This window comes from Edaphosphingomonas haloaromaticamans (genome assembly GCF_001853345.1).
Lineage (GTDB): Bacteria > Pseudomonadota > Alphaproteobacteria > Sphingomonadales > Sphingomonadaceae > Sphingomonas_E > Sphingomonas_E fennica.
Genome location: NZ_MIPT01000001.1, coordinates 1431723 through 1457851, shown reverse-complemented (window position 1 = coordinate 1457851; position 26129 = coordinate 1431723). Strand labels below are relative to the sequence as shown.

24 protein-coding genes are annotated in these 26129 nt (G+C 65.1%); 8 read left to right on the top strand and 16 right to left on the bottom strand.

Features of this window, described 5'->3' with window-relative positions; genetic code table 11:
- Positions 1–294 precede the first annotated feature (294 nt).
- From BHE75_RS06695 to BHE75_RS06675, 5 genes are read right to left on the bottom strand one after another with little or no spacing between them, the layout of a single operon-like run.
- Positions 295–852, bottom strand: a complete 558-nt coding sequence (locus BHE75_RS06695) for a 3'-5' exonuclease (protein WP_070933279.1) — start codon at positions 850–852, stop codon at positions 295–297.
- Positions 849–2015 (bottom strand): hypothetical protein, encoded by a 1167-nt coding sequence (locus BHE75_RS06690; protein ID WP_070933277.1) that lies wholly within the window; start codon positions 2013–2015, stop codon positions 849–851. The genes BHE75_RS06695 and BHE75_RS06690 overlap by 4 nt, the downstream gene beginning before the upstream one ends.
- On the bottom strand, positions 2015–2911 hold the full coding sequence (locus BHE75_RS06685; RefSeq protein ID WP_070933275.1) for an ATP-binding protein: 897 nt from the start codon (positions 2909–2911) through the stop codon (positions 2015–2017). Before BHE75_RS06685 ends, BHE75_RS06690 begins: the two co-directional genes overlap by 1 nt.
- Complete coding sequence (locus BHE75_RS06680; RefSeq protein WP_191225159.1) at positions 2908–3402, bottom strand: hypothetical protein; 495 nt, start codon at positions 3400–3402, stop codon at positions 2908–2910. The genes BHE75_RS06685 and BHE75_RS06680 overlap by 4 nt, the downstream gene beginning before the upstream one ends.
- 2 nt (positions 3403–3404) lie before the next feature.
- Positions 3405–4349: a CBASS oligonucleotide cyclase gene (locus BHE75_RS06675; RefSeq protein ID WP_070933271.1), complete on the bottom strand. Its 945-nt coding sequence runs from the start codon at positions 4347–4349 to the stop codon at positions 3405–3407.
- A gap of 212 nt (positions 4350–4561) precedes the next feature.
- On the opposite strand from BHE75_RS06675, the gene BHE75_RS06670 reads away from it, so the two are divergent.
- Both BHE75_RS06670 and BHE75_RS06665 read left to right on the top strand, forming a co-directional pair.
- Positions 4562–5626, top strand: coding sequence for a helix-turn-helix domain-containing protein (locus tag BHE75_RS06670; RefSeq protein ID WP_070933269.1), 1065 nt, complete (start codon positions 4562–4564; stop codon positions 5624–5626).
- Positions 5627–5629: 3 nt separating this feature from the next.
- The gene (locus BHE75_RS06665) at positions 5630–6121 is read left to right on the top strand and encodes a hypothetical protein (RefSeq protein ID WP_070933267.1); all 492 of its coding nucleotides are present in this window, start codon (positions 5630–5632) and stop codon (positions 6119–6121) included.
- 141 nt (positions 6122–6262) lie between these two features.
- Here BHE75_RS06665 and BHE75_RS06660 read toward each other — a convergent pair whose 3' ends face one another.
- The 6 genes from BHE75_RS06660 to BHE75_RS06635 form a co-directional block, all read right to left on the bottom strand.
- Complete coding sequence (locus tag BHE75_RS06660; RefSeq protein ID WP_070933265.1) at positions 6263–6769, bottom strand: cytochrome P460 family protein; 507 nt, start codon at positions 6767–6769, stop codon at positions 6263–6265.
- A 22-nt stretch (positions 6770–6791) separates the two neighbouring features.
- Complete coding sequence (locus BHE75_RS06655) at positions 6792–7850, bottom strand: alpha/beta fold hydrolase (RefSeq protein WP_070933263.1); 1059 nt, start codon at positions 7848–7850, stop codon at positions 6792–6794.
- Positions 7851–7886: 36 nt separating this feature from the next.
- Positions 7887–8750: an SDR family NAD(P)-dependent oxidoreductase gene (locus tag BHE75_RS06650; protein WP_070935558.1), complete on the bottom strand. Its 864-nt coding sequence runs from the start codon at positions 8748–8750 to the stop codon at positions 7887–7889.
- A gap of 41 nt (positions 8751–8791) precedes the next feature.
- Complete coding sequence (locus tag BHE75_RS06645) at positions 8792–9571, bottom strand: alpha/beta fold hydrolase (protein WP_070933262.1); 780 nt, start codon at positions 9569–9571, stop codon at positions 8792–8794.
- Between the two features lie 22 nt (positions 9572–9593).
- Positions 9594–10007 (bottom strand): organic hydroperoxide resistance protein, encoded by a 414-nt coding sequence (locus BHE75_RS06640; protein ID WP_070935556.1) that lies wholly within the window; start codon positions 10005–10007, stop codon positions 9594–9596.
- Positions 10008–10039: 32 nt separating this feature from the next.
- Positions 10040–11323, bottom strand: a complete 1284-nt coding sequence (locus BHE75_RS06635) for an epoxide hydrolase family protein (RefSeq protein ID WP_070933260.1) — start codon at positions 11321–11323, stop codon at positions 10040–10042.
- 307 nt (positions 11324–11630) lie between these two features.
- Here BHE75_RS06635 and BHE75_RS06630 point away from each other — a divergent pair, with 307 nt between their 5' ends.
- A complete protein-coding gene (locus tag BHE75_RS06630; protein ID WP_191225156.1) occupies positions 11631–14147 on the top strand; it encodes an ATP-binding protein in 2517 nt (838 codons plus the stop codon).
- 9 nt (positions 14148–14156) lie between these two features.
- Here BHE75_RS06630 and BHE75_RS06625 read toward each other — a convergent pair whose 3' ends face one another.
- A complete protein-coding gene (locus BHE75_RS06625; RefSeq protein WP_070933257.1) occupies positions 14157–15746 on the bottom strand; it encodes an ABC-F family ATP-binding cassette domain-containing protein in 1590 nt (529 codons plus the stop codon).
- A 114-nt stretch (positions 15747–15860) separates the two neighbouring features.
- On the opposite strand from BHE75_RS06625, the gene BHE75_RS06620 reads away from it, so the two are divergent.
- The 3 genes from BHE75_RS06620 to BHE75_RS06605 all read left to right on the top strand — a co-directional run bounded on the left by BHE75_RS06620 (position 15861) and on the right by BHE75_RS06605 (position 19828).
- A complete protein-coding gene (locus tag BHE75_RS06620) occupies positions 15861–16499 on the top strand; it encodes a TetR/AcrR family transcriptional regulator (RefSeq protein WP_070933254.1) in 639 nt (212 codons plus the stop codon).
- A gap of 155 nt (positions 16500–16654) precedes the next feature.
- Positions 16655–17761 carry a redoxin family protein gene (locus BHE75_RS06615; protein WP_070933253.1) on the top strand — a complete coding sequence of 369 codons (1107 nt, stop codon included), beginning with the start codon at positions 16655–16657 and terminating at the stop codon, positions 17759–17761.
- Between the two features lie 1068 nt (positions 17762–18829).
- Positions 18830–19828, top strand: a complete 999-nt coding sequence (locus BHE75_RS06605) for a DUF1254 domain-containing protein (RefSeq protein ID WP_070933249.1) — start codon at positions 18830–18832, stop codon at positions 19826–19828.
- Positions 19829–19998: 170 nt separating this feature from the next.
- On the opposite strand, the gene BHE75_RS06600 is transcribed toward BHE75_RS06605, so the two are convergent.
- The 3 genes from BHE75_RS06600 to BHE75_RS06590 all read right to left on the bottom strand — a co-directional run bounded on the left by BHE75_RS06600 (position 19999) and on the right by BHE75_RS06590 (position 23369).
- Entirely contained in the window at positions 19999–20667 is a 669-nt protein-coding gene (locus BHE75_RS06600; protein ID WP_015459899.1) for a hypothetical protein, read from the bottom strand.
- A 150-nt stretch (positions 20668–20817) separates the two neighbouring features.
- Positions 20818–22470: an amidohydrolase gene (locus BHE75_RS06595; protein WP_191225155.1), complete on the bottom strand. Its 1653-nt coding sequence runs from the start codon at positions 22468–22470 to the stop codon at positions 20818–20820.
- Positions 22467–23369 (bottom strand): NAD(P)-dependent oxidoreductase, encoded by a 903-nt coding sequence (locus tag BHE75_RS06590; RefSeq protein ID WP_084652974.1) that lies wholly within the window; start codon positions 23367–23369, stop codon positions 22467–22469. The genes BHE75_RS06595 and BHE75_RS06590 overlap by 4 nt, the downstream gene beginning before the upstream one ends.
- Positions 23370–23392: 23 nt before the next feature.
- Between BHE75_RS06590 and BHE75_RS06585 the strand changes: the two genes are divergently transcribed.
- Together BHE75_RS06585 and BHE75_RS06580 are read left to right on the top strand one after the other, a co-directional pair.
- On the top strand, positions 23393–24634 hold the full coding sequence (locus BHE75_RS06585; protein ID WP_015459896.1) for a threonine ammonia-lyase: 1242 nt from the start codon (positions 23393–23395) through the stop codon (positions 24632–24634).
- A 141-nt stretch (positions 24635–24775) separates the two neighbouring features.
- Positions 24776–25558 carry an arginyltransferase gene (locus tag BHE75_RS06580; RefSeq protein WP_015459895.1) on the top strand — a complete coding sequence of 261 codons (783 nt, stop codon included), beginning with the start codon at positions 24776–24778 and terminating at the stop codon, positions 25556–25558.
- A gap of 80 nt (positions 25559–25638) precedes the next feature.
- Here the strand turns inward: BHE75_RS06580 and BHE75_RS06575 are convergent, their stop codons facing one another.
- Positions 25639–25989 (bottom strand): hypothetical protein, encoded by a 351-nt coding sequence (locus BHE75_RS06575; RefSeq protein WP_070933244.1) that lies wholly within the window; start codon positions 25987–25989, stop codon positions 25639–25641.
- Between the last annotated feature and the right edge of the window lie 140 nt (positions 25990–26129).

Below are 26129 nucleotides of genomic sequence, written 5' to 3'. Positions count from 1 at the left end.
GGCGCACGCCGCCTTCTCCCGCCGGTCTCGCAAGAAGGGCACGATCGAAACGGAACGGCCTCATGGCGAAAATGGCGAGCGCCACCGGGGTCGGTCACTCGGACCGCCAAGCCGGGCACCTTGAAGAACTCGATCGGCCGTCGCAGTGGCAAGCCGTCGTGCGGCTCCCGATCATATCGCCGTGCCCTTGCTCGATGAGAGTGGTTGAGAAAAGATACTCATACCGGGTGAGATGGCGTGGAAAGATAGCCTGTCGCAGGCGCCCTTAGTCCACCGCTGTTGACCGAAGCCCCGTCAAGTCGCCGATGGCATGAGCTTGGCCTGTACGAGCCTGAAAACCTCGGCCTGGTATCGCGCATCCGTCAGAGCGTCATGCGTGCCGACCATTGTTGGCTCGACTTTGTGTGCAATTCGGCTCGACCTCGTGTCGGCCCAGGAACAGCCGGTTGCTCCCATATACATCGCTTTGATGTCGAGTGCAGTGAAGCCGAACGGATTATGGCCTAGAAAGCGATGGAAATAATAGTTCACGAACGACCAGTCGAATGGCGCGTTGAAGCCGACGAACACGACCTCGCCGTCGACACCGGCGAGAGCGGCCAGCCAATCTGCAAATCTCTCCATGGCGAGACGGGGATCATCTCCGGTCTGCGCCAGCGTCTCCAGCGAGAGACCCGTCACCTCGAGAGCCTTGGGGTCGAACTTGTCGCCGATCGGCTTCAGCTCGCAAGCAAAAGCCTCTTCCGGCGCGAATACCGAGCAGGCTCCGATCGAAAGCAGGCTGTATTCACCCGGAATTGGCCCTGCAGTCTCGACGTCTACCGATATGAAAATCTCGCGCTTGTCGCTCATGAGATCAGAGGCTCCGTCGGCACGAGGGAGGGACGATTGCGGATCGCGTTCCAATGCTCGCGGAACGCGCGCTTGCGATCCTCGGCGCTGCCGCTCGTTTTCCAGTGGAGCCCGGAAAAGGTCGTGATATCGAACGGCAGGCTGGCGCCTTCGCGCACCATGACCATGGTGGGCAGGCAGCGGCCAAGGGCATAACCCAGTTCAAGGAAGCAGTTGGGCCGCGCTCCGGTGATATCGGCGAGCACGATGCTGCTGCGGTGGAGCTTGGCGAATATCTCCTGGTCGATGCGGGCATGCTCATAGGTTTGCCGCCCGTCGATCACGACCAGACGATAGCCCAGTTCGTCCTCGATCACGGGTTTGACGACGAGGTCGAAGAAGGTCTGGACGTCTTCATAATCTTCCAGATCGGGATTGAGCAGGCGAACCGCAAAAGCCTTGGGTCGTTCGAGCGCCTCGAGCAGGTCGACCAGCGCGGCTATGCGATCGGGTATCGCCTGACGGCTCGGAAACCCGATCCGGTTGATCCAGTCATGGGCGTCTCCGTCGTCGGCGATCTGGAACAGGCGGCGGGTCTGGCTGCTCGCCAGGCCATAATTATAGAGCCGCCGTGCGCCTTTCGTCTCGGCGCAGAGCGGGAGGTTCAGCGGCACGATCGGCTTGCCCGCGTCGTGATAAAGGTTTGCCAGATAGAGGACGCCCTCATCGCCACCCAGAGCGACAAGCACGTCGCCGAAGCGTGCCTGCGCCTCCATCCGCTTGCTGTTCATATTCCACTGCGCGGCGCTCTCGATCTTGATGAGCTGCGATGAGCGCAGCTCGTCCCAGATCCCGGCATGATCGTCCGGAATCTGCTCCTCGGTCTTGTGATGCTGGACGGCGACCACGAACGGCCCCGGCACATTGGGCGGCCGATGCGCCAGATTGTCTTTCACGGCCTTCCAGACCAGCCAGTCGAAGCAGATCGGCAGGCCATCGGCTTCCCGGAGAGGTTCGGCATCGACGGGAATGACGAAGTTGGCGCCGCGTCTGACCAGTTCCTTGACCAGTCCGGTGACCAGCGTGCGCGCGGCTTCCACGTCGACGGTGGGTGCGGCCGTGAGATCCTTGGCCACGCTGCCCGAGATATGGATGCGGCGTCCGAACAGCGGAGAGCGCGCCATCACTTGTCCTCCATGACCGGTGAGGCATGAAGCGCCGCCGCGACCGAAAGCAGATCGTCGAACCGCAAGGCGCGATCGGGATAAGCCTGGGCGAGCGCCGTTGGATAGAGCCGCGTGCGGATATCGGAATAGGTCCAGGGCGGACGCCCTTCGCGCGCCGCCGTGGCCTGGACCAATTGGCCGATCTGCGCCGCGCTCGCATCGAGGCCGGCGAGATCCATCCGGAACAGTTCATCTCGTTCCGCATCAGAGGGCCGACGGAACTCCTCGACGATGGCGGCCCGGCGCCGGAGCGCGGCGTCGAGAACCGAGAGCCGGTTGGTACAGAGGATGACGACGATCCGCCCGCCATATTGCCGAAGGTCATCGACGCCCTGGATCAGCGTGTTGACGGCGACCTTGTCTTCATGATGGCTGTGGTCCTGCGAACGCGATGCACCCAGGCTGTCTCCTTCATCGATGATGAGGATGGCGCGCCGGCTCTTGCCGGCCGCCTGGACGACCTTCTGGAAGGCTTCGGTGATGAGGCTTCCCATCTCGCCGACCATGCCACTGCCTCGGACGCGGTTCGACAGTTTGAACAGCACGGAATCCGGGCTTCTGGCCTCGGCGACAAGACGGTTGGCGATACATTCCGCCGTCGCCGTCTTGCCGGTCCCCACGTCCCCGTGAAAGATGACCAGGGGATATTGCTCGGCGACAAGATCACACAAAGCAAGCTTGCCGCCATGCTTCTGGCGGTTCCAGTCGCCCAAGGCACCGACGTTGAGCAGCAGGCGCAGTTGGTCGTGGACGCGGGTATAGCGGGCCTCGAACCCCAGCAACCGCTTTTCGCGAGAGGCGAGAACATCGCTGGGCAGCGCGATTTCGCTATCGAAGATGCTCGGCTGGCTCATGCGGCCCAATCCTTGCGCTGCATGCCATAGGAACTGCTGACATAGTTTCGTCCGCCTGACGAACTCAGGCTCGAATGGCTGGTGTCGTCATAGGATGTCGTCCAGCCGATCTTGAGCTTGCCGCTGGTCGCCCGGCGCGCTTCCTCGGTATAGGCAGCGGTGTAGCTGATGACGATCCGCAGCGTCGCCCCCGAGAGGCGAGGCCAGAGCACCCCGCCCGGCCGGCTCGTGGTCAGGCCGCCGGCATCGGTATCGACATTGAAGCGGACGGCCTTTTTCTCAACCCCATATTGAAGCAAGGTGAGGTCGACCCAGGCGAGATAGCCCGCCTTGGCCAGCACTTCGATGTCATGGGCATAGTTGGCGGCTTCGGTTGCCGTCCAGGCGCCCGTGCTGTCGGCGATCATGGTGAGGTCTGCTTTCACCCGCCGCACGACATTCTCGACGTCGGTCGTCGTATAGGTGGCGGATGCCGTTCGCGTCTGGCTCATGCTCAATCCTCCACCTTGAAGCCGGGTCCGAAAAGTTCTTTCCAGACCCCGTTGTCGTTTTCCGCCGAAGCAAAGTTTGCCGTCTCCCAGGCTTCCTGGGCGGCCGCGACGATCTCCTTGCGTTCCGCCTCGGAAATCCGGCTGGTCACATTGTTGAGGCTATAGACCGGATCGAGGATCACGACCGGATCGGAGAATGAACCGAACGGCGCGGTGTTCTCCGGGAAGCTGATCTGATCCTTGAGGCCCGACTGGGCGATGTAGAGCAGGAAATTGCGGAAGCGCTGCTCGATGCTGCCTGCCTTGCCCTGCGTCGCCAGAATATGCGCCATGATCAGTTCGATGGCGAAGGACTTGAGCGGTTTGATCTCCGCATAGTTGCGCCACTTCTTCGCCATCCGGACCAGGGTGCGAAAATCGCCGTCCTGGTTCTTGCGATCACGGACGAACTGGATCTGGCAGGGCGCGCAGGTCTGGATCTTGGTGCCGTCGTGGATGTCATATTGCCAGCCATAGCCTGCCCGGGCCGCGTCCTCGATGACCGGCACGATGTCGACGCTCAGCCCCGACCCGACGAACTTCACCGTGGCGGCCTTGCGCTGGATTTCGAAATCCTCGACCGACTTGGTCGGATAGATCTTGATCAGCAGGTCGTAGATCGTGGCGCTGAGGCTATCGAGGGTCTCCTTGGTCGCGTCCCGATCCGAGATGTAGAACACCACGTCGACATCGACGGGATCGGAGACCGTTTTGCGCAGGATCGTATATTTCGCGAACGATCCCGCCTTGACCACCTTGGTGATCTTGATCTCGGTCTTGTCGCGGACGCTTTTGCACAGCTCGGTAATCAGCCGATCGACCTGCGCATGATAGTCCTTCCGCTTGTCCGCAGGCAGGCGCAGCACATTGCTGTCATAGTATCGCAGTTCCGTGTTACTCAATGCCATCGCCCACCCCTTTCCGGTTCGGCCTTACCCGCCGGATAGAGGCCGGCCCCTTCGAAATGCCCCGCTCCGGTTTACAAAAATCCGGACATCAGCGGCGTTAGGCGTCATCTGGGACCTGTTTACCGTATTTCAAGAGGTTTTGGTTTACAAAAATATCTCCATATAGCAGTTATGGAAACCGACCTGTTCGTAAGGTCGTCAAGGAGGCCATCATGATCGGAAACAAGCTGAAGGTCGCGAGGTCGGCGTCCGGCCTGTCGCTGCGAGCGCTTGCCGACGCCATGAACGGCATTGTCTCGGCGCAGGCGATCGGCAAATATGAGCGTAACGAAGACATGCCGAGTTCGCGTGTGCTGATCGCTCTTGCGAAAGCGCTGGCGGTCTCCGAGGAATATCTGCTGAGCGAGGATGAACTGTCGCTGGAAGGCGTCGATTTCCGCAAGAAGGTCGGCACGTCCTCGCGTGAGGAAGCCAAGCTCGAAGCACGCGCCATTCACATGCTCGAACGCTATCTTGCGGTCGAGGACATGCTCCAGATGCGCAGCGTCGAATGGGAACAGCCGCGTAGCGCGCCGCACCCGGTGGCCGATATACGCGACGCCGAGGATGCGGCCCGCTCGGTTCGGGACGATTGGGGCCTCGGCAACGACCCTATTCCGAACCTCGCCGAATTGCTCGAGGAGCGCGGCATCAAGGTGCTGTCGCTCGATCTCGACGATGTCGACGGGCTTGCCGCCAAGGTCCGGCGCAAGGGCAATGATGCGGCGCGCGTCATCGTCATCAAGCGGAGTTCCTGGTCGGAGCGCAAACGCTTCAATCTGGCGCATGAGCTTGGCCATATGGTCATCGCACCCTCTGGCGGTGTCGACGAGGAAAAGGCCGCACATCGCTTCGCCGGCGCATTCCTGATGCCCGCGGACGTGCTGCGCGCCGAAGTGGGCGCCCATCGCTCCTCGATCAGCATCGGCGAACTGGTCGCGCTCAAGAAGCTGTTCGGCGTCAGCATCCAGGCTCTGGCGTATCGCTGCAAGGATCTCGGCATCATCAGCCAGGCGGCGTGCGCCCGGCTGTTCAAGGTGTTCGCGGAGCGTGGCTGGCGCACGGCGCCTTTCGAGGAACCGGAAAGCATGAAGCCGGAACTGGAGGAGCCGCGTCGTTTCGAACGCCTGTGTTATCGTGCCCTGGCTGAGGGCGTGATCGGAGAATCGCGCGCCGCGGAGCTTCTGAGCATTTCCGTGCGCGAACTCGATCGGCGTCTGGATCAGGTCGCAGCCTGATCCGTGGCCGTCCTCGTCTCCGACACCTCGGTAATAATCGATCTCGAACGGGCGGGACTTCTCGATGAGATGTTCCTGTTGCCGTTCGAATTCGCAGTGCCCGATCTGCTCTATGTCCGGGAACTCGAAGGTGATCTCGGAGACCGGTTGATCGCGCTCGGACTTCGGGTCGAGGAGCTTACAGCAGCTGAATTGCAGCGCGCTACCAGCGTCAACCGCCAGCATGTGAAATTGTCGGTGCCGGACACCTTTGCGTTCGCGCTCGCGGAGGCGCGCACATGGACGTTGCTGACGGGTGACGGCACATTGCGGGAATTGGCCACTGCCGAGCAGATCGTCATGCACGGCGTCCTATGGCTGTTCGACCAGATGGCCGACGGCGACCATGTGGTATTCGAGCGACTTCATGGGGGCTTGTCTCAGCTTTTCGCGCATCCTCGCTGCCGCTTGCCGGCGCACGAGGTCAACCAGCGTCTGACCCGTTTCTCTGGTTGAGGCGGCAACGGCGTCGATCAGAGCGCCAACGGCATGCATCCAATTATCGAACAAGGGCCTGGATTGCTGCTTCTGCACGAGCGCCTGCTGGCGGGGCGCTTGCGCCCACCAGAGGCCGCCGCGGACCAGCCGGGGGCAAGGCTATGACGCCAATCGGGTGAAGACGAAGTCGTGTCCTTTAACGCGCGCCTCGTGACAGGCGAAGCAGGTCCGATGCTGCGCTTCATCCACCGGTCGGCCGTCGATGAACCGGCCGAATCCCCATCCTCCGGTCGCGGCGTAGCGCCGGGAGTTCTTGACCATGACCTGCACGGTCGTAGCGGCGCCGGGAACGGCGGCTGGCTCGAACTCCGGCGACGGCGTGCGCTTCCAGGCGAGCTTGACCAAAACCGTCCCGTCCGGGAACGGCAGGTTGCCCTTGCGATAGGCCTCCATCGCGATCCTGTTCCCCACGACGGCGCGCAGCTCGTCCAGCGGCTCGCCTTCCAGGGCAGGCGCGATCAGTTCCCATCGCCGATATCCATCGGGAAGCGACACGCCGTAGATCGGCGAGACAGGCTTCGCGTCCTCATCGCCATGCGCGCTCGCTGCCACCGCCAGGGACACGAGCATCGCGCTTGCGACCGGCAGGAATTGGATCGGTCTCATCGGATGTTCCTTTGTTCGCCCATCAGAACCGATCGACGTCGATCACGGCCCTGACAAACGCCTGCGGCGCTTCTTGCGGCAGATTGTGGCCGATGCCGCTCGATATCAGCCGGTGCTCGTAACGTCCGGTGAACTTGCCACGATAGGCGGCGGGATCCGGATGCGGCGCGCCGTTCGCGTCCCCTTCGAGCGTGATCGTCGGGACGGCGATGGTGGGCGCGGCAGCAAGCCGGGCTTCGAACGCATCATAAGCCGGCTCTCCCGCCGCCAACCCAAGCCGCCAGCGATAATTATGAATGACGATCGCGACGTGGTCGGGGTTCGCCAAGGCCTGAGCCGAGCGCTCGAACGTGGCATCGTCGAAGTTCCATTTCGGCGATGCGAGCTTCCAGATGAGCCGCGCGAAGTCGTTGCGGTTGGCCTCATAGCCGAGCCGCCCGCGCTCGGTCGCGAAATAGAATTGATACCACCATTGCAGTTCGGCGGCGGGCGGCAAAGGCGCCCGGTTGGCGGCCTGGCTGCCGATCAGATAGCCGCTGACGGAGACCATCGCCTTGCAGCGCTCCGGCCAGAGCGCCGCGATGACGTTGGCGGTCCGTGCGCCCCAGTCGAACCCCGCGAGGATCGCCCGTTCGATGCCGAGCGCATCCATCAGCGCGACGATGTCGACGCCGATCACGGCCTGCTGGCCGTTACGCACCGCTTGGGCCGACAGAAAACGCGTCGTGCCATGGCCGCGCAGATGCGGCGTGATCACCCGGTAGCCGGCGGACACAAGCAGCGGGATCACCTCCACGAAGGCGTGGATATCATAGGGCCAGCCATGCAGAAGGATGACGACAGGACCATTGCCCGGCCCGCTCTCGACATAACCCACATTCAGCGCGCCGGCGTCGATCTGCCTGAGCCGCCCCAATGAGCCGCCCGGCCTCGCTCCTGTCTGCGCGGTTGTTGCGCGCGTTGGCGCCGTTTGTGCGGTCTCCGCGCCTGCCGGACTGGCGAGGACGAACGGGCTGGCGGCGATCGATGCGACCGCGATCTCCAGGAAGTGCCGCCGATCGGGGCTGATCTTGCTGGTCATTTTGAACCTCCTCTGCGCTTCCTGTTGAGCGCTCTTCTATGCGCGCGCCTCGGCGAAGGTGACGGCGCTGCCGGCGAAATCGGTCGATGCGCTGACTGCGGCCCATTCCCTGGCCTCCGCCTGCCGCGCTGCCTCGGCCTCGCCGATGACATGGAGCGCGTCGCTGCCGAGCACGAGATGGGCGGGCAGCCTGTCGCGGCGGGTGAGCGCGACAATGACATCGGCGATCCTGGCCGGGTCGCCGACCTCGTTCCCCGCCAGAGTCTTGTGCGAGGCAAGCCGTGCACCGACGCTGTCCGCATATTCGGGAAGAAGCGCTTGCGCGCCGCCGCTCGCGATGGCGGCCCAGTCGGTCCGCATGCCGCCCGGCTCGACCGAGACCGCGTGAACGCCGAATGGCGCGATTTCCTTGGCCAGCACTTCGGTGAACCCGGCGACCGCCCATTTGGCGGCCTGGTAGGCGGCGAGGCCCGCCGTGCTCACGCGGGCGCCGACCGAGGCGATGTTGATGATATGGCCGGCGCGCTCCCAGCGCATTCCCGGCAGGGCCGCGCGCACAAGGTTGACCACGCCGTAGAAGTTGGTGTCGATCTGGGCGCGGAAATCCGCCTCCGAGGTCTGCTCGAAGGGCGCGACCTGCCCGAAGCCGGCGTTGTTCACCAGAATGTCGAGACGGCCGAAGCTCTCGATGGCGAAATCGACCGCGGCTTGCGAAGCCGCCGCGTCGGTCACATCGAGCGCGAAGGTGCGAAGTTGGTCACCGTGCCTTAACTGCAAGTCGGCGAGGCGAGCGGGATCGCGCGCCGTTGCGAGGACATGATCGCCCGCGGCGAGCGCCGCCTCAACAATGAAGCGACCGAGACCGCGCGCGCTGCCGGTGATGAGCCAGGTCTTCGACATGATCGGATCCTTTCGAGTTACGCGAATTTCGGGATCGGCGCTCATCGCGCCGTTGCAGCCCGTTCGATGAGCGCCGCGACCCGGGCCGGGTTCGACACCATCACGACATGCGATGCGCCCTTGATCACGACGGTCTCTCGGGAGCGCGCCCGATCGGCCATGAACGCGAGCGCCTGCGGGGGAATGTTCCGGTCCGCGTCGCCATAGACGAACCAGGAAGGGATGGTCCGCCATGCCGGCTCGCCCGACGTCTCGCCGAGCGCGGCCTCAGCGATCGGGCGCTGCTCCGCCGCCATCAGCCGTGCCTGCGCCGCGGGCACGTCGGCTGCGAACTGTGCGTGGAACCTGTCTCGCCGGACATAGAGGTCAGCGCCGCCGCCGCGCAGCGCCACCGGCGGGGCCAGTGCCGGCCCGAGTGTGCTGCCCGGGAACTTGCCGGACAGCNCGGCCGCGGTTTCTCCCGCTTCGGGCGCGAAGGCGGCCACATAGACCAGCGCCTTCACATTGGCATGGCCGTTGGCGGCCCCGCTGATGACCGAGCCACCATAGGAATGGCCAACCAGGACGACGGGCGCCGCGATGCTGGACACAAGGCTCGAGATATAGTCGGCGTCGCTGCGCACGCCGCGCAGCGGATTGGCCGGAGCGATGACCGAATAGCCGTCCGTCTCCAGTATCTCGATCACGCCGTTCCAGCTCGACGCATCCGCGAATGCGCCGTGGACGAGAACGATGGTCGGCCTGGCCGGCTGCGCGACGCTCGGCGAACTGCCGAACAAAGCGGTCGCGGCGATGGCAATGCCTGTGATGAACCTGTTCATGGGAGGGCTCCTCCTCGAGCGATCAGATGAGGCTGATCGCGACGTCGATATTGCCGCGCGTGGCCTTGGAGTAGGGACAGGTCCGATGCGCGGCATCGACGAGCGCCCGCGCGGTGTCGGGGTCGATTCCGGGCAGGCTGACCTCGAGGCGGGCGCCGAGCGAATAGGCGCCGTCGGCGATGTTGAGGTCCACCTCGGCATCGATCGCGAGATCGGCCGGGAGCGCGACCTTCATCTCCCGCGCGGCGATCCCCATCGCACCTTCGAAGCAGGCCGACCAGCCGGCGGCGAATAGCTGTTCGGGATTGGTGCCGGCGCCCGGCGCACCGGGCGTGGACAGCTTGACGTCCAGCCGGCCGTCGCTGCTGCGCGCCGCGCCTTCGCGGCCGCCGGTGGTGTGAACGCTGGCGGTATAGAGGGTCTTGGTCTCACTCATGGTCATGCTCCTTGATGAAGGCTGGTGTGCGCTCAGCGCAGAGGCCGGAATGCGGCGCGCACTTCGTCGGTGAAGATCGCGGGCTGTTCCCACGAGGCGAAATGGCCGCCATTGCTGGCTTCGTTGAAGTAGATGAGGTTGCCATAGCAGCGCTCGGTCCAGCTTCGCGGCGCGCGGTAGATCTCACCCGGAAAGACCGTGACGGCGACCGGCAGCGCCGGGATGTTCACGGCGTTGAAGTTGTTGGAATGATCTTCCCAGTAGATCTGCGCCGCCGAGGTGCCGGTTTCGGTGAACCAGTAGAGCGAGATGTCGTCGAGCATCTCGTCGCGGGTCAGCACCCGCTCGGGGTTGCCCCCGCTGTAGGTCCAGGTGGCGAACTTGTCGTACATCCAGGCGGCAAGCCCGATGGGAGAGTCCACCAGCGAATAGCCGATGGTCTGCGGCCGCGTGACCATCATTTGTGCATAGCCCGAGCTGTTCTTGTAGAAGGTATCGAGCGCGTCGAACGCGGCCTTCTCCTTCTCGGATAGACTGGCCGGAGCCGGCCCGCCGGCAGTAAGGATCGTCGCGATCTCGGGCGGCACGATCCCTGGCATGTTGAGGTGGATGCCAAGCAGCCCGGGCACCGTTTGCAGCGCCATGCGCTGCGAAATGACCGAGCCGCAGTCGCCGCCTTGCGACACGTAGCGATCATAGCCGAGCCGCTGCATCAGCGTGGCCCATGCGCGGCCGATATGATCCGAGCCCCAGCCCGTTGTCGCCGGCTTTCCGGAAAAGCCGAAGCCCGGAATCGAGGGCACGACAAGGTGAAACGCATCCTCGGCCCTGCCGCCATGCGCGGTCGGATCGGTGAGCGGGCCGATGACCTTGACGAACTCGAGGATCGAGCCCGGCCAGCCGTGCGTCATGACCATCGGCAGCGCATTCTCGTGGCGCGAGCGGACGTGGATGAAATGGATGTCGAGCCCGTCGATCTCGGTGACGAACATCGGAAAGGCGTTGAGCTTCGCCTCGATCTTCCGCCAGTCGTAGCCCGTCGCCCAGTATCGGACGAGCGGCTGCAACCGCCCCAGTTGCACACCCTGGGAATCATCCGGCACATTTTCTCTCGCCGGCCAGCGGGCAGACGCCAGCCGTCGCCGCAAGTCGGCGATCGCCTGATCCGGTATATTGATTTTGAAAGGCCGGACCGAACCACTGCCAGCCCGGGCCAGCAACGGCGCGGGCATGAGGCCGATCGCGCCGGCCGCGGCCGAGGCCGCGAGAAACCGGCGGCGGCTCGTCGATAGATCTGATACGGACGCTGTGGACATCACCAGTCTCCCCTGTGCGGAAAAAGCGATTTGGTGACGGAGCATCTAGACCGGGTCCGGCGGACATGCCCGTTATGGTCTGTCATGCTTTGCGAGCGGCCGCGAGACGGCGCTGTTCGCTTTGAGATGCCTCGCAGCCTCCTTTGCTCTAGAAACGAAGCCATCACGATGAGGATTGGAAAGAACAGGGACGGATCATGAGCCGATGACGGGCACTTCCGCGCAGACCGGGGAGATCATCTCCTTCGGTCCGTTCAGCCTGACGGCGAGCGAACGACTTCTCACGAAGGCTGGCGTTCCCGTCGAGTTGGGCGCGCGGGCGCTCGACATTCTGATCCGGCTGGCCTCGCAGCCCAACGAGGTCGTCAGCAAGCGGGATCTTCTTGCACATGTCTGGCCGGACATCATCGTCGAGGAAGGCAGCCTACGATTTCACATCGCGAACCTGCGCCGCGCGCTTGGCGACGGTGTCGAGGGCGCACGCTACATCACGACCTTGACCGGGCGTGGCTATTGTTTCGTGGCGCCGGTTTCACGCACGGAATGCCGCGGCGAGCAAAGTCCCGCAACAGTGATCCGCTTGCCGCACGCCAATATGCCGAACCGCCCAATCGGCATCGTCGGCCGCGAGGACGATGTGGCCGCCTTGTCGCGGCATCTCTCGGAGCACCGGTTCCTCACCATCGTCGGGGCGGGCGGCATCGGCAAGACCACGGTCGCCGTCGAGGTGGGCCATGCGCTGATCGACAGCTTTGCCGGCGCGGTGCAGTTCGTCGATCTTGGCCTCCTGAGCGATCCGGCCCTGGTGGCGACCGCGGTGGCCTCGATGTTCGGCCTGTCCATCCAGTCCGACGATCCGACGCCCGGGCTGATCGTCTATCTGAGGAACAAGCGGATCCTGCTGATCCTCGATACGTGTGAGCATCTGATCGACGCCGTGGCCGCCCTCGCGGCGCGGGTTTTCGCCGCCGCCCCGCAAGTCCATATCCTCGCGACGAGCCGCGAGGCGCTCGAGGTCCCGGGCGAGCGTATCCATCGGCTCGTGCCGCTCGCTTGCCCGGCTGACGACGGCGAGCCGATGGCCATTCATGACTTCCCCGCCACCCGGCTGTTCATCGAACGCGCGGCAGCCGGCGGGGCCGGACTGAATCTCGGCGATGCAGATGCCGCGATGGTAAGCGGCATCTGCCGCAATCTGGGCGGCGTGCCGCTGGCGATCGAACTGGCGGCCCGGCGGGTCGAGGCCTACGGGCTGCGGCAAATCGCGGCCCATCTCGACCAGAGCCTGGCTCTGTCCTGGGCAGGGCCGCGCAGCGCGCCGCCACGCCAGAAGACGCTGCTCGCGACCCTGGAATGGAGCTACGGGCTTCTCACGGACATGGAGCGCACGGTGCTGCGCCGGCTCGCCATCTTCGTCGGTGATTTCACGATCGAGGCCGCCTTGGCGGTGGTGACCAGCGATGCGGTCGATCAGGCCGGCGTGTTCGTCGCGGTGGACAGCCTCGTCGCCAAGTCGATGGTGGCAACCCGGCCTGCCGGAGCGATGATGCGCTATCGGCTCCTCGATACGACACGCGCCTATGCGCTCGGGCTCACCGATAGCGCGACCGAACGGACCGAACTGGCCGCGCGGCACGCCGCCTATTACCGCGACTGGCTCGACCAGAGCGGCGCCGCGTCGCGCATCCTGGCGAACAGCGCGGAACGTGCGGGGCATTTCGCCGCGCTGAACAATGTCCGTGCGGCGCTCGAATGGTGTTTCAGCGAGGGTGGCGACGTGCGGATCGGGATCGATCTCGCCGCCGTGGCGGCGCCGGTCTTTCTCGCCATGTCGCTCCTGTCGGAATGCCATCGCTGGTCGGAACGCGCGCTGCTCGAACTGGACGAGGCCGCGCGCGGCGGGCGGGTGGAGATGCACTTCCAGGCGGCGATCGGGGTCGCTGTGATGTTCATCCGCGGTGGGCGGGACATGGCGCGCGAGGCCTTGCACCGAAGCCTCGCCATCGCCGAGGCGGCAGGCGATCCGTTCGAGGAATTGCAGGTGCTGGGTCCGTTGCAGCTCTTCTATATACGCACCGGCGATTTCAAGACGGCGCTGCACCATGCCAGGCGGTGCGCCGCGATCGCCGGCACGCTTGATGATCCGGTCGCGATGACGATCGCACGGTCGCTCCTCGGCATGGCGCTGCATTTCGGCGGCGCGCTCGAGGAGGCCCGAGGCGAACTGGAGACCGCGCTCAGGAACGCGCCGCGCGCACAATCCACGACAACGGTCTATATCGGCTTCGAATGCCGCATTCTCGCCGGCGCGGTCCTGGCGCGGACACTCTGGCTGCAAGGCCATCGGACGGAGGCGGTGGAGCGCGCGCGGCAGACCGTCCGGGACGCGCACGATCTCGATCATGCGGTGTCGTCGTGCATCGCCCTGATCTGGGCGACGACGATCTTCCTGTGGGCGGGCGATTTCGCAAGCGCCGGAGACTATGTCGACAGGCTCGAAGGCCTTGCCGAGGCGAACTCGCTGACGCCCTATCTCGCGGTGACGCACAGCTTTTCCGCGCAGCTCGCGCTCCTGCGTGGCGATCCCGGGGGCAGCGTTGACCGCCTTCACGCCGCTATCGGCGAGCTGCGGGCGGCACCTTACGGGATGCTCGACACGCCATTCAACCTCGCGCTGGTCGAGGCGCTGGCGGGCGCCGGACGCGTCGCTGAAGCCCATGCCCTGCTCGGCGACACGATGGCGCAGGTCGCGGCGAAGGGCGACGCCTGCTATGGTCCGGAACTGGCGCGGGTAAACGCGAGTATCACCGCACCGCGAGAATAGCGTTCGGCGTCAGGATGACTTTCCGGCGAGGTCCAGGCGCCGGCTGATCCCGACATTGGTCAGGAACGTCTCGTCGTGGCTGACGATGAGGAGCGCGCCGTCATAGGCGGCGAGCCCGGCCTCGATCGCATGGACCGAGTCGATATCCAGATGGTTGGTCGGCTCGTCGAGGATCAGCAGCGACGGTGGCCTTGGCCCGCCCAGCACGCAGGCGAGGCCGGCCCGCAGCATCTGGCCGCCGCTCAATGTGCCGACGATCTGCAACGCCGCGTCCGCCCGAAACAGGAAGCCCGCGAGCGAGGCACGGCAGGCATTCTCGCTGGAGCCGGGATTGAGGCGCATGAAATTGTCGAGGATCGACACGTCGGGATCGAGCATGCCGACGCGCTGGTCGAGCAACGCGAAATCCACGCCGACCGACACGCTGCCCTGTGCTGGCTGCATCTGTCCCGAGATCAGCCTGACCAGGGTGGTCTTGCCCGATCCGTTCGGTCCGACCAGCGCCACGCGCTCGGGGCCGACCATGGTGAAGGACAGGTCGCGCAGGATGGGGTGGCCGATCTCGTAACCGGCAGTCACCGAGTCGAGCGTCAGGACCGTGCGGCCGGCGGCGAGACCGGTCGGTGGCAGCACGAGCGACAGCTTCTGCAAGGTTTCGATCCGCGTCCGCGCCGTCGCGGCCATCGCCAAGGCTTGCTCTTTCTGCCGCTCGGCGAGGCGGGCGCCGTCGCCGCGGCTCGCCTCGGCGGCATTCTTCCGGGCGCCTGCGAGAATGCGCGGCATGTCGCCCCGCGCGCCCTTCCTTGCGCCGGCGGCGTCCCGGCGATCCTTCCGTTCGGCGGCGAGCTGCGTCTTGCGATTGACCTCGGCGACCCTTTTCTCGGCAAGCGCCAGATCATGCTCTGCCGCCTCCAGCTCGACCGCCTTGCGCTCCCTGTACCGGCTCCAGTTGCCGCCATAGCGGCTGGCGCCCAGCGATGTCATCTCGACGATCGCATCCATCTGCTCGAGAAGCGCGCGGTCATGGCTAATGACGATGGCGCCGGCCTTCCAGTCGGTGAGAAGCGCAATCACGGCATCGCGGCCGGCGCGGTCGAGATTGTTGGTGGGTTCGTCGAACAGCAGGAAATCCGGCTCATCGAAGATCGCGGCGGCCATGCCGGCGCGCGTCCGCTGACCGCCGGACAGCTCGGCAAGGCGCGTATCAGCCCGCGCTTCAAGGCCCACTTTCGCGAGCGCGGCGGCAATACGTTCGTCGAGCGTCCAGTCGGCTTCCGCCAGTTCGTCGATGCCGGCTTCACCAGCCTCCGCGCGGCGCAGGATCGCCAGGGCCGCGGTGGCGCCGAACAGGTCCGCCACCGTCTCGCGCGGGCCGACCTGAACGCTTTGCCTGAGCAGGCCCAGGGTGCCGTTGACGGATACCATGCCCGCTTGGGGCTGAAGCTCTCCGGCCAGAATCCGCAACAGCGTGGTCTTGCCGACACCGTTGCGCCCCACCAGCCCCGCGCGCTCTCGCCCAAAGCTGAGATCGAGATCGGAGAAAATGCGGCGGCCGTCCGGGGTCGACCAGGCGAGTCCTGACAAGGTGATGGATGACATGGCAGCGGAATCCGGTTGAAACTCTAAAACAGCACGATACCGTGCAGATATTAAGCGGTCGATGAAAACGCAACCTCATCGTGCCGTTTTAATCGAAGGGAAACGGGACGTCTGATGGAAACACATGCGCGCAAGGCTGGTGGACGACCGACGAGGGAACGCGCGGCGGGGATCGACGATCTCCTGCTCGACGGCGCCCGCTCCCTCTTCGGCCGGAAAGGCGTTGCGGCGACCTCGGTGGATGAAATCGCGATCGACCTCGGCATATCCAAGCATACAATCTACCGCCGCTATCCCAACAAGGGCGCGCTGCTGGAGGCCGTGGTCGAACGTGATATCCGCCAGTTCAAGACGGCGCTGACATCGGCAGCCACAGGAATTGCCGACCCGCTGGAGGCTGTCCGCCGAACGGCCCTGCGCTATTTCGAGATCGGATCCTCGCGCGACTATGCCGCCTTCTATCTGTCGGTCAGCGCCGAGGCGGCGTTCTCCCCGGCGCTTCGGCACCGTCTCGCCGCATGGTCGGAGACGACTCTGGCGCCGCTGGTCGATGTGATCGCCTCGGCCCAGGCGGCGGGTCTCCTGTTGCCGGGCGACCCTGCCGCGACCTGCGAAATCCTCGTCGACCTCCTGGAAGGTGCGAACAACCGTGTTCGCCTGCGCGCTGACGGGGCGAGCGACGTGCCCGAGCCTGACAAGCTGTTCGAGGCGCGCTGGACGATCTTCCTGCGCGCCTGCGGCCGGGCCAGCTAGACGCCCTCTGCCGTCCCATCACGATAGGCGCAGCTGGGCGAGCATCTTTCCGCCCTGTCAGGACATCACAGGACACAGCATCAGCTAACACCTCGCCCGGCTCCGCGCCTCTATACGCCAATGCGATCAGTTCGACGGCCAAGCGAGGGACAGCCATGAGAAAATTCCGTTCGACCGGCTTCATTGCCGCCGCGATCCTTGTGGCGGGATCGACCACCGCGCTCTGCTTCGCGGACGCTTTGAGCCTGGTGCCGGGCCAGTTCGCAAATCCCGCGGTCGCGGCCGCTCCGCCGGGAGCGACGGCCGAACCACTGGATGTCCTGCGCCTTTCGTCGCCCTGGCTGACGCCGGTGCCGGGCGGCGTGCAGTCTCTTCGCGGCAAGGTCGTGCTGGTGAACTTCTGGACCTATTCGTGCATCAATTCGCTGCGCGCGCTGCCCTACCTGCGCGCATGGAGCGAGCGATATGGCGACAAGGGGCTGGTGGTCGTAGGCGTCCATGCCCCCGAATTCGGCTTCGAAAAGGATGCCGCGAAGGTAGGTCAGGCAAGCGCGCAATTGGACGTTCGCTATCCGAACCTCCAGGACAATCGCTACGCGGTCTGGCGCCAGTTCGGCAACGAGGGCTGGCCGGGCTTCTTCTTCATCGATGCAAAAGGGCGCGTCCGGGGTTACCGCCTGGGTGAAGGCAATTATGCCGAGGCCGAGCAGTTGATCCGAACGCTTCTGGCAGAGGCTGGCCACGATCCATCGGACGTTCCCGTCACGCCCATCGTCGGCACCGGAGTAGAGGCCGAAGCCGCCTGGGGCGACCTGCGATCGCCGGAAGCCTATGTCGGTTACGAGAAGGCGGTGAAGTTCGCGTCTCCGGGCGGCCTCGTGAAGAATGCTGAAGCGTCCTATGCCGCACCGTCTGACCTCTCGCTCAATCAATGGTCGCTTGCGGGCCGCTGGGCCGTCGGCCGGGAGTTCGCGACCCTCGGTGCAGCCGGAGGGGCGATCGCGTTCCGGTTTCACGCACGCGACTTGCATCTCGTGCTAGGCGGCGCTGGCGATGGGCGTCCAGTCCGGTTTCGGGTTACGATCGATGGCGAAGCGCCCGGCGCCAATCACGGCAGCGATGTGGACGAAGCCGGCTGGGGAGCAGTGAGCGAGGATCGTCTCTACCAGCTCATTCGGCAACCCGGCCAGGTGATGGACCGAACCGTCCGCGTCGAGTTCGGGCGACCGGGCGTCCGCGCATACGTCTTCACATTCGGCTGACGATGTTTGCGTCGACTTCCCATCTGCCGATGCGATATGAGCCTGAAAGTCCTTGGCAGCCGAGATCGCGTGGTCGGGCGATATCCCCCAAATCGATGTCCATCGCCGAACTTACACCCTGCTGCTGAAGGATGCGCGGGCCTGTCGAGTTGACTTTGCCTGCCCGCAGGCCATGATTGTCTGCGGGGCTGTCGACTGCAGGTTCGATCGCACCCGGAGATCTCACATGCGCGGCTTCGTCGATCTCGCGGCATCGAGTTGCAGAGACAGCAACGTTAGTCGACTTTGATTCGATCTTGCCCGACCTTTAGCCCTTGCGTATCGAACAGTGACGCAAAGACGTGAATTGTGGCGAACTTGCTGCATCTCGCGATTTTGTTGGTACATATGTTGGCACTGAGATGGGCGCCATTGGAAAAATTCACCTAACTACAATATGTTATGGGGTTTTTTCGATTCCGGCTCGGCTCCAAAATCCTGTCTGGCGATAGTGCGAACAAGCGCGACCCGGCCCAACCGCTGACGGATGCGTCGACCACACCCAAGGTCGAGCGTTTCCCCGCGACCACCGATCCGGTGGCTGTCGACGCGCGGCTCCGGGCAGTCCCCCACGATATGCGCTCCGGGGCCGGGCCGGACAGGCTCCCGTGAAGCTTGACACCCGGCACGCCGGCGCCGTGAACGGGAGCCATTCACCTCATCTGGTCATATACCCAGGAATGGCCGGACGCGACGTCCGATACCCGAAGGTCGGTAGGGTTATTACCGATAGATTCGCGTCCTTCCGCTGAATAGGCTCGCTCTCGTTTCCAGGAGCAGAGCGATGCCCGCAACCGGCCTCTCCATCGCAACGCCCCCTTCCGCATCGGCCCCCAAAGAACGTGCCCATGCCGTTGGGGTCCACGCTTTTCTCCGGGGCTATCCGCCCGCCGAATATGGCCGCACGGCACCAGCGGCGCTCGCGGGTTTGAGGTGCCGTTCCGCACCTGCGACCCCGAAAAGTTCTTCTCTGACAAGAGTTGGGTGTTGCCCGATCTCGAGAAGGCCGGCTGAACGAGGAGACACGCGATGAACGGGACGCCCACCTTGCAGCAGCCCGGGACCGGCGGCGGTTCGATCACCGTCACGCCGGAAAATTTCCTGCGGGCGGAATCCGACCTCTATTTTTCGGCGATCGCGCTCAAGGAAGAGGGATTCGGCAAATTCGAGCATCATCGGGATGTGGCCTCGGTCGATAACCAAACCATCATCCGGCTCAATCGCGACACCCTCTATTCCGCGGCGCTGCTCGATCTCGATGCGGGACCAGCGACGATCACGCTGCCGGACAGCGGGGGCCGCTTCATGTCGCTGCAGATCATCGACGAGGACCAGTATGTGCCGGCGGTATATTACGACACCCAGCCGCACACGCTGACCCGCGAGGAGATCGGAACGCGCTACGTGCTGATCGGCGTGCGCACGCTGGTCGATCCGGCAGACCCCGACGACCTTGCCGTGGTGCACGCACTGCAGGATGCGATCCGCCTCGACCAGCCCGGCGGGCCGGGCGCGTTCGAAATCCCCGACTGGGATCACGAAAGCCAGGGCAAGGTGCGCGAGGCGCTGCTCGCGCTGGCGCGGACGATGCCCGATACCAGCAAGGGCTTCGGCAAGCGCGGGAAGGTCGATCCCATCCAGCGCCTGGTTGGCGGCGCGATGGGATGGGGTGCCAATCCACCGGAAGATGCAACCTATCTCAACATCACGCCGAAATTGAACGACGGCAAAACCGTGCACCGCCTCAGGGTGAAGGATGTGCCGGTCGACGCTTTCTGGTCGGTGACGGTCTACGACGAGACAGGTTACATTCCGAAAAACGAGGCCGGCATCTATTCTTATAACAGCGTCACCGCGAAGAAGGACGCCGACGGATCGATCACCATACAGTTCGGCGGCTGCGACGGAGGCGTCGCCAATTGCATACCGATTGTCCCGGGCTGGAACTACATGGTCCGGCTCTATCGTCCCCGTTCCATCATTCTCGATGGATCATGGACGTTCCCGGAAGCGCAGCCGATTGGCTGACCGCAGTCTTGCTAAGGCCAGCAGATATCAAATTTCGAGCACGTCCAAATGATATTGGGGCGCCACGCACGGGGCGCGAAGTCGGGAAGACCAAGAAGAACGGCCGTTGGTCTTCATCCGCAGCTAAATCCTCATGATGAAATAACTGACATATTCGCCAGTATCGGACATCATACAAAAAGACGTCCGATAAAAAGGGCGACAACGATGCTTGCGACCATCCCGACCGACGCATCGACGAAGGAGCGGATGAGAGACTGATTCAGTTCCCGGCTGAACCAGCGCACCTGGACGATGCCATAGAACAGAAACGCTGCGACGATTGCGGTCAGTCCGCCAAGCTGAACCGCGCCATGGCTATGCATCGCCCCGCTCACGCCGAGGCTGACCAGCAGCGCGAAGGGCGAGATGGCATAGCATTGCGCATAAAAGGCCGGCTTCAGCGTGTCGCGGTCCAGATCGACGCTGCTTCGATAAACCTTCCCCGTAGCCAGCACCAAGGCAAACGTCCCGAATAGAACGAGATGCAGGAGGAGGAGCGTGGTATTGTCATTGACGAGGGAAGCCAGACCGTGCTGGCTTTTCACGATCGGGTTGGTGCCGTCCTCTGCGAGTCCGATCGCCTGCTCGGCGACGATCGTCAGGACCAGCATGATGGGCGGACTGACGGTGCCGCGATACTGGCGATCGTCATCCAGCTTCAGCTGATCCTCGGCATAGCGCATCATCGCAAGGGGGTGGCGCAGCACTTTCCACAGCGTCACCGGGAAAAACACGAACCAGCTCATCAACTCGTAGAGGAGCTCATCGAGCGAATTCAGCCACTGGACGAAGTTCATCTGGCTCCCCCGCGCAGCACCGGCGTCGCACCCGTCCGATGCGGACGGCAAGCGTGGCTACCGCCCTTTCCTCTCGATCCGCTGATAGCTCGCACCCCCTTCATCGCGATTTTCCTCAGTCCGTTATACCGGGCAGGCGCAGCCGGATCGCTACTTCCGCACCCAGATTCGCTTGCCGCCGATCCAGGTTTCCAGAACCCGGGTCGCGCGGATATCCGCCGGGGTGGCGGCCAATATGTCGCGGTCGAGCAGCAGGAAATCGGCATAGCGGCCGGGCTCCAGGCTGCCGATCCGGTCCTCGGCGAAGCCGGCATAAGCGGCGTCGCGGGTGAAGGCGGCCAGGGCTTCGGCCGGCGACAATTTCTGCTCCGGCATCCAGCCGCCCGGCGGCTGGCCAGCGGGGTCCTCCCGGCTGGTCGCGGCGGCGAGGCCGGCGAAGGGATCGGGGCTTTCCACCGGGAAATCCGATCCGAAGGCCAGGGTCGCGCCCGCCTTGCGCATCGAAGCCCAGGCATAGGCCCCCGCCAGCCGCGCCGGCCCCAGCCGCGCCTCCGCCATCAGCCGGTCCGATGTCTGGTGCACGGGCTGCATCGAGGCGATGATGCCATGCCTGCCGAAGCGCGGCAGATCGGCGGGATCGACGATCTGGGCATGCTCGATCCGCCAGCGGCGATCGCCCTTATAGGTGTCCGAAAGCTCTTCGATCGCATCCAGCGCCTGCGCGTTGGCGGCATCGCCGATGGCGTGGATGGCGACCTGGAAATTGTCCATCGCCGCGCGGCTGCCCAGATTCTTGAGCTTGGCGTCGTTGAGCAGCATCAGGCCGCGCTGGCCGGGGGCATCGGCATAATCGGCCTTCAGCCAGGCCCCGCGCGATCCCAGCGCGCCGTCCTCATAGAGCTTCACCCCCACCATCCGTAGCCGGCCGCCATAGAGCCAGGGCGTCGGACCCGTGCCGGCGATGGCGATCAGCGGCTCGATGCCGTGCGCATAGGATATGATCCGCACGCGCAGCCGGCCGAGGTCGCCCGCGCGGCGCATCACCGCCCAGTCGTCCGCCGTGGTGCCCATGTCGGCGACGGCGGTGATGCCGTCCTCGATCAATATCTGCTGCGCCCTGGCGAAGGCGAGATCGCGCTCCAGCGGCTGGGGCGGCGGCACGGCGCGTTCCATCAGCGCGGTCGCGGCATCGACGAACAGGCCGGTCGGCCGCCCGCTTGCCATCTCGATCCGGCCGCCCGCCGGCGCCTGCGTCTTGCCGTCGATCCCGGCCAGCGCCAGCGCGGCGCTGTTGGCGACGCCGGCATGGCCGTCGATGCGGATCAGCCAGACCGGCTTGTCCGCCACGGCGGCATCGATGTCGGCGGCGGTGGGGAAACGGCCCAGCCCCCAGCGCTCCTGGTTCCAGCCGCGCCCGATCACCCAGCGCTGGCCGGGATTGTCGCGCACCCACTGGCGCAATTTATCCTGCGCCTCGGCCAGCGATCGGGTTTCCGAAAGATCGAGCTGGAGGGCGTTGAAGCCCAGCCCCATCACATGGCCATGCGCGTCGATCAGGCCGGGGACCAGCGTGCGGCCCTGCCCGTCCATGCGGAAATCGAGCTTCTCGGGCCGCTTGTCCTTATGGCCCAGCGTGCGGACGACCTTGCCCTCGCCATCGATCAGCAGGCCGGTGAAGCGTTCGACCTCGCCCCCCTTGCCGATGGTGTAGCCGTTCACATTGTCGATCAATGCATCCGCAAAAGCCGGCGTGGCGAGCAGCAGCGCAATCGCGGCCAGCGGCCGCGCGAGGACAGCCTTCATCGCCGGATCCGCCGGACCAGCGCGGAAAGATCCTGCCGGCCACCGCCCATCGCCTGCACCTCGGCATAGAATTGGTCGATCAGCGCGGCGGACGGCAGCGTCGCGCCGTTCGCCCGCGCTTCCTCCAGCGCCAGCCCCAGATCCTTGCGCATCCAGTCCACCGCAAACCCCTCGTCGAATTCCTCTGCCGCCATGCTTTTCCAGCGATTGACGAAATACCAGCTCGATGCAGCACCGGCGGAGACCGCCTCGAACACCTTTTCCAGATCCAGCTCGGCCGCCTGGGCGAAGCGCAGCCCCTCGGCGATCGCCTGCATCGTGCCGGCGATGCATATCTGGTTCACCATCTTGGTCTGCTGCCCCGCGCCTGCGCCGCCGACATGGACGATCCGGGCCGAATAAGCCTGCATCAGCGGCGTCGCGGCCGCCACCGCCTTGGCCGATCCGCCACACATGATCGAAAGCCGCCCTTCCTCGGCGCCCGCCTGTCCGCCAGAGACCGGGGCATCGACCACCAGCAGGCCACGATCCTTGCCTTCCACCGCAAGCTGCCGCGCGATCCGTGCCGATGCCGTGGTGTGATCGACGAAGACGGCGCCCGGCTTCATCGTGCGGAAGCAGCCGTCGGCCCGAAGCGTCACCGCCTCCAGATCGGGATCGGCGCCGACGCAGGTGAACACCGCGTCCGCCCCTTCGGCTGCCGCGGCGGCGGTGGGCGCCGTCCGCCCGCCATGCGCCTCGACCCACGCCTCCGCCTTGCTGGCGGTGCGGTTATAGACGGTCACGTCATGCCCGGCGCGAAGCAGGTGACGCGCGATGGCGCGGCCCATCACGCCCAGGCCGATAAAAGCTATGCTTGCCATGGCGACGGCATAACCATGGTTTCGCCGATCCGCCAGATGGGCTAGAGCCCCGGACCATCATGGCTACCGCAGCGACCACCCCGACCGCCCTTCCCGTATCCATCGCCGATGTCCGGGCGGCGCACATGCGCATTGGGGACAGCATCGTCCGCACGCCGACGCTGCTGAGCAAGACGCTGTCCGCCATGACCGGGGCGAAGGTCTACCTGAAGTTCGAGAACCTCCAGTTCACCGCCGCCTACAAGGAACGCGGCGCGCTCAACAAGCTGCTCCAGCTGGACGAAACCGCCCGCGCGCGCGGCGTGATCGCGGCATCGGCCGGCAACCACGCGCAGGGCCTCGCTTATCATGGCGCGCGGCTGGGCATCCCCGTCACCATCGTCATGCCCAAGTCGACACCGACGGTGAAGGTGTCGCAGACCGAGGGCCATGGCGCGACGGTGATCCTCACCGGCGAACGCTTCGACGATGCCTATGCCCATGCGCTGGTGGTCGCCAAGGATCGCGGCCTCACCTTCGTCCATCCGTTCGACGATCCGGCGATCATCGCCGGCCAGGGCACGGTGGCGCTGGAGATGCTGGAGGACGCGCCGGAAATCGATACGCTGGCGGTGCCGATCGGCGGCGGCGGCCTGATCTCGGGCTCGGCTATCGTCGCCAAGGCGCAGGACCGGCCGATCGAGGTGGTGGGCGTGCAGGCGGAGCTTTTCCCGTCCATGTACAACCGCATCAACGGCACCGATCTGCCGATCGGCGGCGATACGCTGGCCGAAGGCATCGCCGTGAAGGAACCGGGCGCGATCACCTCCGCCATCATCCGCGAGATCGTGGACGACCTGGTGCTGGTGACGGAGCGCGATCTTGAGAAGGCCGTGTCCCTCCTCCTCCAGATCGAAAAGACGGTGGCCGAAGGCGCGGGCGCCGCCGGCCTCGCCGCGCTGCTCGCCCATCGCGAACGCTTCGCCGGGCGCACGGTGGGCGTGGTGCTGTGCGGCGGCAATATCGATACCCGCCTGCTCGCCAACGTGCTGCTGCGCGATCTTGCCCGCGACGGCCGCCTCGCCCGCCTGCGCATCCGCCTGCAGGACCGGCCCGGCGCGCTGTTCCATGTCGCCCGCATCTTCGACGAGCAGCAGGTGAACATCATCGAGGTCTATCACCAGCGCGTGTTCACCACGCTGCCGGCCAAGGGGCTGATCACCGATATCGAGTGCGAGACCCGCGACAAGGCGCATCTGGAACGACTCGTGACCGCGCTGCGCGCCGGCGGATATGAGGTCACACCCGTCGAACTTGCCTGATGGTCAAGCGGCTCATTCGTTCGGATGCGGCCCTTAACCCTCTTTTCATGGTGAACGGGCTTTTCATATTTCCGGGCTGATAGCATATTCGTGGCGACGGGCTTTCCATGGTGGAACAGCCCCGGGGGATCAGGGCAGGCCGTGAGCGCTCCATTCCGTTTCCCGCGCTTTTTCGTCACCACGCCATCCCCGTGTCCGTATCTGCCGGGCAAGACCGAGCGCAAGGTGTTCACCGAGCTTTCCGGCCCGCACGCGGCGGAGCTGAATGACGCGCTGGGCCGGATCGGCTTCCGCCGCAGCCAGAACGTCGCCTACCGGCCGAGCTGCACGGATTGCGCCGCCTGCGTGTCGGTGCGCGTGGTCGCAGCCGAATTCCGCCCCAATGCCAGCCAGCGCAAGCTGATGCGCCGCAACGCCGATCTCAGCGTCACCGCCTGCAAGCCCTGGACGACGGAGGAGCAGTTCGATCTCCTCCGCCGCTACCTGGCCGCGCGCCATCCCGGCGGCGGCATGGCGGAGATGGACGAGCTCGATTTCGCCGACATGGTGGAGCAGACGCCGGTCAGCACCTATGTCGTCGAATATCGCGATCCCGCCGGCCGGCTGGTGGGCGCGTGCCTCAGCGATCACCAGGCCGATGGCCTGTCGATGATCTACAGCTTCTACGAGGCGGAATCGGCGGATCGGCCCGGTCTCGGCACCTTCATCATCCTCGATCATATCCAGCGCGCGGCCGAAGCCGGCCTGCCCTATGTCTATCTGGGCTATTGGGTGAAGGATTCGCCGCGCATGCAATATAAGGTCCGCTTCCAGCCGCTCGAACGGCTGGGATCGGGCGGCTGGACCCGCTTCGAGCAGGAAGAAGGCGGGCAAACCATGCTGGATGCGCTGCTCGATCGCCGCGCCGCGGGCCTGCCGGGCTGAATCCAGCCGATCTCGTAGCTTGACCGGGGCAGATGCTTTCGCATCCGTCCGGGTCAGACTGATCCCCCGGAGCCTCCGCCCTACAACCCCTCGCCGCCGATCCAGTGCGCGTTGGAAAGGCGCCGCGCGAGGTTCCATGTCTGGACGCGGATATCGGGCACCGCCACCACTTCCCAGAAAGCGCCCCGCGTCAGCGGTCCCAGCGCGAACAGCCGGGGATCGGCCCGGCCCGATCGGCCGATGACCCGCGCCTGCGGATCGACATCCAGCCCGATATGGCTGGGATCGGGACGGATGACGCCCCGCGCCCGCAGGTTGGCCAGCAGCGGCTCCTCCGTGCGATCGAGATCGATCAGCGGCCCGCTGCAATTGACCACGCGCCGCGCCAGCAGCGTTTCGGTGGCTTTTGCCCCGCGCGGCCGCCAGTCCACCTCTACGCCCGCCGTGCCATCCCGGAAGGCCAGCGTGCGGCCAGCGACGAAATCCAGCCGGCCGGAAGCTGTCTCTTATACACATCTAGATGTGTATAAGAGACAGGCCATGATGGCGTGGCCCGCCGGATAACGACAGA

Bases quoted from the DNA above. Each gene is read 5' to 3' on its own strand.
- BHE75_RS06685 (WP_070933275.1), bottom strand. From the start codon at position 2,911: ATGAGCCAGCCGAGCATCTTCGATAGCGAAATCGCGCTGCCCAGCGAT.
- BHE75_RS06585 (WP_015459896.1), top strand. From the start codon at position 23,393: ATGGCTACCGCAGCGACCACCCCGACCGCCCTTCCCGTATCCATCGCC.
- BHE75_RS06690 (WP_070933277.1), bottom strand. From the start codon at position 2,015: ATGGCGCGCTCTCCGCTGTTCGGACGCCGCATCCATATCTCGGGCAGC.
- BHE75_RS06680 (WP_191225159.1), bottom strand. From the start codon at position 3,402: ATGAGCCAGACGCGAACGGCATCCGCCACCTATACGACGACCGACGTC.
- BHE75_RS06640 (WP_070935556.1), bottom strand. From the start codon at position 10,007: ATGAGTGAGACCAAGACCCTCTATACCGCCAGCGTTCACACCACCGGC.
- BHE75_RS06615 (WP_070933253.1), top strand. From the start codon at position 16,655: ATGAGAAAATTCCGTTCGACCGGCTTCATTGCCGCCGCGATCCTTGTG.
- BHE75_RS06670 (WP_070933269.1), top strand. From the start codon at position 4,562: ATGATCGGAAACAAGCTGAAGGTCGCGAGGTCGGCGTCCGGCCTGTCG.
- BHE75_RS06695 (WP_070933279.1), bottom strand. From the start codon at position 852: ATGAGCGACAAGCGCGAGATTTTCATATCGGTAGACGTCGAGACTGCA.
- BHE75_RS06660 (WP_070933265.1), bottom strand. From the start codon at position 6,769: ATGAGACCGATCCAATTCCTGCCGGTCGCAAGCGCGATGCTCGTGTCC.
- BHE75_RS06620 (WP_070933254.1), top strand. From the start codon at position 15,861: ATGGAAACACATGCGCGCAAGGCTGGTGGACGACCGACGAGGGAACGC.
- BHE75_RS06625 (WP_070933257.1), bottom strand. From the start codon at position 15,746: ATGTCATCCATCACCTTGTCAGGACTCGCCTGGTCGACCCCGGACGGC.
- BHE75_RS06600 (WP_015459899.1), bottom strand. From the start codon at position 20,667: ATGAACTTCGTCCAGTGGCTGAATTCGCTCGATGAGCTCCTCTACGAG.
- BHE75_RS06650 (WP_070935558.1), bottom strand. From the start codon at position 8,750: ATGTCGAAGACCTGGCTCATCACCGGCAGCGCGCGCGGTCTCGGTCGC.
- BHE75_RS06605 (WP_070933249.1), top strand. From the start codon at position 18,830: ATGAACGGGACGCCCACCTTGCAGCAGCCCGGGACCGGCGGCGGTTCG.
- BHE75_RS06655 (WP_070933263.1), bottom strand. From the start codon at position 7,850: ATGACCAGCAAGATCAGCCCCGATCGGCGGCACTTCCTGGAGATCGCG.
- BHE75_RS06595 (WP_191225155.1), bottom strand. From the start codon at position 22,470: ATGAAGGCTGTCCTCGCGCGGCCGCTGGCCGCGATTGCGCTGCTGCTC.
- BHE75_RS06635 (WP_070933260.1), bottom strand. From the start codon at position 11,323: ATGTCCACAGCGTCCGTATCAGATCTATCGACGAGCCGCCGCCGGTTT.
- BHE75_RS06675 (WP_070933271.1), bottom strand. From the start codon at position 4,349: ATGGCATTGAGTAACACGGAACTGCGATACTATGACAGCAATGTGCTG.